This is a genomic window from Acidihalobacter sp. (genome assembly GCF_037381185.1).
Lineage (GTDB): Bacteria > Pseudomonadota > Gammaproteobacteria > DSM-5130 > Acidihalobacteraceae > Acidihalobacter_A.
The window spans coordinates 61,010-67,663 of the sequence record NZ_JARRQY010000036.1 but is presented as its reverse complement, the minus strand read 5'-3'; the positions used below and the strand labels follow the sequence as shown (position 1 = coordinate 67,663).

The following is a 6,654-nucleotide window of genomic DNA, read 5'->3' as shown; positions in this document are numbered from 1 at the left end:
GGTCACCCGCTGCGATCTGCTCGAAGTCATCAAGACGACCTTCGACGCCAACGGCATCGGCATCCCGTTCCCGCAGATGGACGTGCACCTGCAGCACGGCAAGGCCGAGACCTGATCCCGCCACGCCTGCCGGCGCGTCTGCGAACGCGCCGGCGGGTCGACATCCCGCTCGACTTGTCTGCACCGCAACTCCGGCCGGCCGGTCATCAATACGTCACTTCCACGCACTAAGGTGCGCAGCGATATGCGGTCACCTCACCGCTGACGAAATCCGGCGCAATAACAAATACGGAGTTGTAACCATGAGCAATATCAGGAGAAAACCCGACGCCCGCCGCCTGGCCGGCGTGGCGAGCGGCCTGCTCGCTTTGTCCACCGTCTTCGCCGCATATTCGGCCCATGCCGCGGATCGCGTGAAGATCCAGTTCTGGAACGCGATGAGCGGCAAGCTGGGCGAAACGGTCCAGCACCTCGCCGACGAGTTCAACCAGTCGCAGAACCGCTACGAAGTCGTTCCCGTGTTCAAGGGCACCTACAAGGAAACGATGCTGTCGGCCATCGCCGCCTTCCGCGCCCACAATCCACCAGACATCGTGCAGATCTTCGATGTCGGCACCGCCACCATGATGTCCGCCAGGGGCGCCTACGTGCCGGTGTACAACCTGATGGCCAAGGAGCACATCGCCTTCTCCACCAAGCAGTTCATCCCCGCCGCGGCCAGCTACTATTCCAACACTCAGGGCAAGCTGGTGTCCCTGCCGTTCAACAGCTCCACGCCGGTGATCTTCTACAACAAGGATCTGTTCGCCAAAGCCGGTGTGCAACCGCCCAAGACCTGGGCCGAAATGGACGTGGTGGGCAAGAAGCTGCGCGCAAGCGGCGCCGCCTGCGGATTCACCACCGGCTGGCCCGCCTGGGTGCAGATGGAACAGTTCTCGCTGTGGAACGGCCTGCATTACGCCACCCACGACAACGGCTACAAGGCTGTCAAGGGCGTCAAGCTGCTGATCAACGACAAGCCCTACGTTGAGCATCTCGCGCAGTTGGGCGAATGGTCCAAGAGCGGCGTGTTCGAGTACGGTGGCCCCGAAAGCAACAGCCGCCCGCTGTTCGTCAGCGGTCATTGCGCCATGTACATGGGCAGCTCGGCCTCGTATGCCGCGATCAAGGGCGGCGCGCAGTTCCCCTTCGGCATCGGCCCCATGCCGTATGACGGCAAGCTCGCCGATGCGCCGCAGAACACCGTAGTCGGCGGCGCCTCGCTGTGGGTGATGAAGGGTGTACCGTCCAGCCACTACGCCGGCATTGCCGCGTTCCTGAAATTCATGATGTCCGGTAAGTCTCAGGCCTACTGGGCCAGCAGCACCGGCTACGTGCCGGTCACCCAGGCCGGCTATCAGCAGCTCAAGAGCGAAGGCTTCTACAACGAACAGCCCGGCGCGATGGTCGCCATCGACGAGCTGTCCAACAAGGCCCCCAAGCCCTGGACCATGGGCATCCGCCTCGGCTACATGCCGCAGATTCGCCAGGTCGAGCGCAACGAAATGGAAGCCGTGTTCGCCGGGCACAAGAGCGCACAAACCGCGCTCGACGAAGCCAAACGCCAGGGCGACGTTCTGCTGCAACAGTTCACGCAAAGCCTGCAGCACTAAACCGACGCATGACCTTTCCGCTCCGGCACGGCGTGCCGGGGCGGTGTTGTTTCCTCCCATCAAACCCGCGATACCTCACAAAGTCTCCAGGGACAGGCACAACTGTTTCCGACACAGCAGGTGGGCGCAACCGCACGAAAAGCTTATGGCAAAGAAGACTCGCAACGTCCTGTTCATCGTAGTCGACCAATGGCGCGGCGATACGCTGCCGTCGCTCGGGCAGAGCGGCATCCGCGCGCCCAACCTGGAACGCCTGATGCGCAAGGGCACGACGTTCACCCGGCACTATTGCCAGGCGGCGCCCTGCGGGCCGGCGCGCGCCAGCCTGCTCACCGGCACGTACCAAATGACACACCGCGTCGTAGGCAACGGCACCCCGCTCGATGCGGGTCTGGAAAACCTCGCCGGTGCGCTACGCAATGCCGGTTACGACCCAGCATTGACCGGCTATACGAGCACCACGCCGGACCCGCGTGTCGTCCCGCCGCAGGATCCGTGCTTCGAAAGCACCGGCACGATTCTCGACGGCTTCACCCCGATCGCACCATTCTCCCCCGGTAAGCGCCCCTATCTGGCCTACCTCAAAACTCAGGGCTACGCGCTGCCGGGAAGCGATGCGCTAGACACCTGGCTCGCCAAACCGGGCTGGTCCGGGCAACGCGGTCCCACGTATGCCCCTTCACGGATCGCGGCCCGGCATAGCGACACGGCCTGGTTCACCGATAAGGCTCTGGAATATCTCGACGGCGCAGCCACACAACCCTGGTTTCTGCACCTGGGCTACTGGCGCCCGCATCCACCGTTCACCGCACCACGCGAATATCACGACCGCTACCATCCCGACGACGTGCCCGCGCCGCTCGACGCTGGCAGCGCCGAAGAAGTCGCCGCGCAGCATCCGCTAGCGAACTACTTCCTGCGGACACAGCAGCAGAAGAGCTTCTTCCGCCCTGGCGGAGGACTCGTCCGCGACCTGTCGGAGCAGGACTTCAGGCAGTTGCGCGCGACCTATTACGGCCTCATCGAAGAGATCGACGACCACCTGGGCAGGATTTTCGCCTGGCTGGACGCGCACGATCGCTGGCAGGACACGCTGGTCATCTTCACCGGCGACCACGGCGAACAGCTCGGCGATCGGCATCTGCTCGGCAAGCTCGGCCACTGGGACGAGTCGTACCACGTACCGCTGATCGTCGTGGATCCCGACGCGGCGGCGGACACGCTGCGCGGACAGAGGATCGACCGCTTCACCGAATCCGTCGACATCTTTCCCACGATCATGGCCTGGCTGGAGCAGCCGATCCCATCGCAAGTGGACGGCCGTTCGCTGCTGCCGCTCGTGCACGACCGCTGCCCCGACGACTGGCGCCGGGACGCGCACTGGGAATTCGATTTCCGCGACGTGCGCAACGCGAAGATCGAAACCGCACTGGACCTGGACGCGCATGCCTGCGCACTCTGCGTCCTACGCGACGAAAAGTGGAAATACGTATATTTCAACGGACTCCCGCCGCTGCTGTTCGACCTGGAAAACGATCCGAACCAGCGCATCGATCTCGCGTCCGACCCCGGATACCGCCATGTCCGCCTGGAATATGCTGAGAAGATGCTGGCCTGGCGCCTGCGCCACGCCAACCGCAGCCTGACCCATTACATGTCCGGCCCCGGCGGTCTCTACCCGGGATAACCCCCGCGTCCGCCCAGCGATGCGCAGGCTGTCACGCGGTTGAAACGCAGCGTGACTAGAGTGTGCGCTCTGCCGCATTCGCCCGCTAAATCCCTCTTTCAGACAAGGACTCGTCGCATGCCGCTTACCACCGGATTCGCCGCGAAAATCGCCAAAACGCTCGCGGCACTCGCTGTATCCGCCGCGCTGCTGCCCATGGCCGCGCAAACCATGGCGGCGGACCGCATCCAGCTGTCCTTCTGGACAGCAATGGGCGGCATGCGCGGCGAAGTGCTGCAACATTTGGTGAACGAATTCAACGCATCGCAGCAGCGCTACACGGTCGTTCCCGTATTCAAGGGCACCTACAAGGAAACCATGCTGGCCACGATCGCCGCCTACCGTGCGCACGCCACGCCGGACATCGCGCAAATACTCGACGTCGGCACCGCGACCATGATGGGTTCCAAGGGCACCTACATCCCCGTCTACCGGCTGATGCAGCGCGAACACATCCCGTTTTCCACGCAGCAGTTCATCCCGGCGGCGGCAAGCTACTATGCGGACACGCAGAATCGCCTGGTGTCGCTGCCCTTCAACAGCTCCACGCCGGTGCTGTTCTATAACAAGACGCTGCTGAACAGAATCGGCGCCAAGCCGCCGAAAACCTGGGCGCAAATGGGCACGATCGGCGCCAAGCTCGTCGCGGCCGGCGTGCCCTGCGGCTTCACCACCGACCACCCGAACTGGATCCAGATGGAGCAGTTCTCCGTTTGGAACGGCGTGCACTACGCCACCGACGACAACGGCTATCAATCCGCCAAAAACGTAAAACTGCGCATTGACGATCCGGTCTTCGTAAAACACCTGGCGCAATTGGGAACATGGTCGAAATCCGGCGTGTTCGAATACGTCGGCGCCTCCCCCGGCCCCAGCACCGCCCTGTTCGTCAGCGGCCATTGCGCCATGTACACGGCGAGTTCGGCCTCGTACCCCACCATTCAGGCCGGCGCCAAATTTCCGTTCGGCGTCGCGCCCCTGCCCTATGCCTCGACGCAGCCGGATGCGCCGCAGAACACCGTCGTCGGCGGCGCTTCGCTGTGGGTGATGAACGGGCTGCCGGCCGACCACTATCCCGGGATCGCCGCCTTCCTGCATTTCCTGATGTCCGACAAGGCGCAGGCCTATTGGGCGAAACGCACGAATTACGTGCCCAGCACCCGCGGCGGTTTCGCACGCCTCAAGCAGGAAGGCTTCTATGCGGACAACCCGGGCACCATCGTTGCGGTAGAGGAACTGAAGAACAAGCCGCCGAAGCCCTGGACCATGGGCATTCGCCTCGGCTACATGCCGCAGATTCGCCAAATCATCCGCAATGAGATGTCCGCCGTGTTCGCCGGTCAGCAAACAGCCGGACAGGCGCTGGCGACGGCGAAACGCCAGGGCGACCAACTGCTGGCGCAGTTCTATCTGAGCCAGCGGGAAGGCCACTGAGCGTGGCCTGTCCAGCCAACCGCTGCCTGCGCCCGAACGCACGCCGATGAAAGCCGCACCCACCGCCACGCTGACATCGTTTCCCAACCGCTGGCTGCCCTACCTGCTGCTCGCGCCGCAGCTGGCCATCACCTGCGTATTTTTCGTCTGGCCGGCGTTCAAGGCCCTGTCCGGCGCGTTCTATCAAAGCAATCCGTTCGGCCTGGGAAGCTATTTCGTCGGCCTGGGAAACTTCACGGCCTTGTTCGCCGACCCTGCCTACCTGCACGCCATCGGGATCACCCTCGTCTATTCGCTCTCCACCACCGTGCTGTCCATGGGCATGGGGCTGTTCCTGGCCGTGCTCACCGAAGACCTCGTCGCCGGGCACACCTTTTTCAGAACGCTGTTCATCTGGCCGTATGCCGTGGCGCCGGCCATCGCCGGGGCGCTCTGGCTGTTCGCCTTCGCGCCCCAGATCGGCCCGGCGACGGATTTGCTCGCCGCGCTAGGCATCCAGTGGAACTATGCACTCAACGGCACGCAGGCCCTGTTGCTGATCATCAGCCTCACCGCCTGGCAGCAGATCGCCTACAACTTCCTGTTCTTCACCGCCGGCCTGCAAGGCATACCGGACGCGCTGCTCGAAGCGGCCTCCCTGGACGGCGCAAGCTACATGCGCCGCTTCTTCGGCATCGTTTTCCCGCTGCTCGCACCCACGACGTTCTTCCTGCTGATCATGAACATCACCTACGTGTTCTTCGACACGTTCGGCGTCATCAGCATCGTCACCCAAGGAGGGCCGTCCAATGCAACCCAAACGCTGGTCTACAAGGTCTATCAGGATGGTTTCCAGAACCTGAATCTCGGCTCGGCCGCCGCGCAATCCATCATCCTGATGCTGCTGGTCGGCCTGCTCACGCTATTCCAGTTCCGCTATCTCGATCGCCAGATCCACTATCAATGAAAATCCGCCAACTCCGTGTGCGCACGCTCGTCCTGGCGCTTGCCGCACTCGCCATTCTCACACCCCTCTACATCGCCCTAGTCGCCGCCAGCCACAGCGCCCGCGCGCTGCTCGGTGAATTCCCGCTACTGCCCGGCGGGCAACTGCTGCACAACTTCGCCAGCGTGTTGTTCCAGGGTCTGCCCGGTGCGCCGCCGGTATGGCTCATGCTCGGCAACAGCCTGCTGATGGCGCTGGGCATCACCGTCGGCAAGCTGACGATCTCCATACTGTCCGCCTACGCGGTGGTGTACTTCCGTTTCCCGCTGCGCATGACCGCCTTCTGGCTGATCTTCCTCACCCTGATGCTGCCGGTGGAAGTGCGCTTCTTCCCCACCTACCAAGTGACCGCCGGGCTGCACATGCTCAACAGCTACGGCGGGCTGATCGTGCCCTTGATCGCCTCGGCCACCGCCACGTTTCTGTTCCGTCAGTTCTTTCTCACCCTGCCGCACACGCTCGTCGACGCCGCCCGGATCGACGGCGCCGGGCCGGTACGCTTCTTCCTCGACACGGCTCTGCCGCTGTCGCGCACCAACATCGCCGCCCTGTTCGTCCTCGAATTCGTCTACGGCTGGAACCAATACCTCTGGCCGCTGCTGACGACCAACAACCAGAACTACGCCACCATCGTCATGGGTATCCAGGGCATGATCACCGCCGCGGCGAGCTTCTCGCTGCCGCAATGGAACCTCGTCATGGCGACCGCCCTCCTCGCCCTGACGCCGCCGGTGCTGGTGGTGGTGCTCATGCAGCGCTGGTTCATCAAGGGCCTGACCGAGACGGAGAAATAATGAGCACCTCGAAAAGCCGGCTGTGCGACCCGATTGCTGCGTTGGGCGATGCTCGTTCCCTCG

General features: G+C 63.4%; 5 protein-coding genes. All 5 read left to right on the top strand.

Going from position 1 to position 6,654, the window contains the following annotated elements; all coding sequences use genetic code 11:
• Positions 1-302: 302 nt before the first annotated feature.
• The 5 genes from ugpB (P8014_RS13365) to ugpE all read left to right on the top strand — a co-directional run bounded on the left by ugpB (P8014_RS13365) (position 303) and on the right by ugpE (position 6,591).
• Positions 303-1,652 (top strand): sn-glycerol-3-phosphate ABC transporter substrate-binding protein UgpB, encoded by a 1,350-nt coding sequence (gene ugpB / locus P8014_RS13365; RefSeq protein ID WP_337817818.1) that lies wholly within the window; start codon positions 303-305, stop codon positions 1,650-1,652.
• Positions 1,653-1,797: 145 nt separating this feature from the next.
• On the top strand, positions 1,798-3,339 hold the full coding sequence (locus P8014_RS13360; protein WP_337817817.1) for an alkaline phosphatase family protein: 1,542 nt from the start codon (positions 1,798-1,800) through the stop codon (positions 3,337-3,339).
• Between the two features lie 117 nt (positions 3,340-3,456).
• Complete coding sequence (gene ugpB / locus P8014_RS13355; RefSeq protein WP_337817816.1) at positions 3,457-4,812, top strand: sn-glycerol-3-phosphate ABC transporter substrate-binding protein UgpB; 1,356 nt, start codon at positions 3,457-3,459, stop codon at positions 4,810-4,812.
• A 46-nt stretch (positions 4,813-4,858) separates the two neighbouring features.
• Positions 4,859-5,758: an ABC transporter permease subunit gene (locus tag P8014_RS13350; RefSeq protein WP_337817815.1), complete on the top strand. Its 900-nt coding sequence runs from the start codon at positions 4,859-4,861 to the stop codon at positions 5,756-5,758.
• A complete protein-coding gene (ugpE, locus tag P8014_RS13345; protein ID WP_337817814.1) occupies positions 5,755-6,591 on the top strand; it encodes a sn-glycerol-3-phosphate ABC transporter permease UgpE in 837 nt (278 codons plus the stop codon). The genes P8014_RS13350 and ugpE overlap by 4 nt, the downstream gene beginning before the upstream one ends.
• Positions 6,592-6,654 lie beyond the last annotated feature (63 nt).

Coding starts and splice junctions, on each gene's coding strand:
- ugpB (WP_337817818.1), top strand. CDS start 303: ATGAGCAATATCAGGAGAAAACCCGACGCCCGCCGCCTGGCCGGCGTG.
- P8014_RS13360 (WP_337817817.1), top strand. CDS start 1,798: ATGGCAAAGAAGACTCGCAACGTCCTGTTCATCGTAGTCGACCAATGG.
- ugpB (WP_337817816.1), top strand. CDS start 3,457: ATGCCGCTTACCACCGGATTCGCCGCGAAAATCGCCAAAACGCTCGCG.
- P8014_RS13350 (WP_337817815.1), top strand. CDS start 4,859: ATGAAAGCCGCACCCACCGCCACGCTGACATCGTTTCCCAACCGCTGG.
- ugpE (WP_337817814.1), top strand. CDS start 5,755: ATGAAAATCCGCCAACTCCGTGTGCGCACGCTCGTCCTGGCGCTTGCC.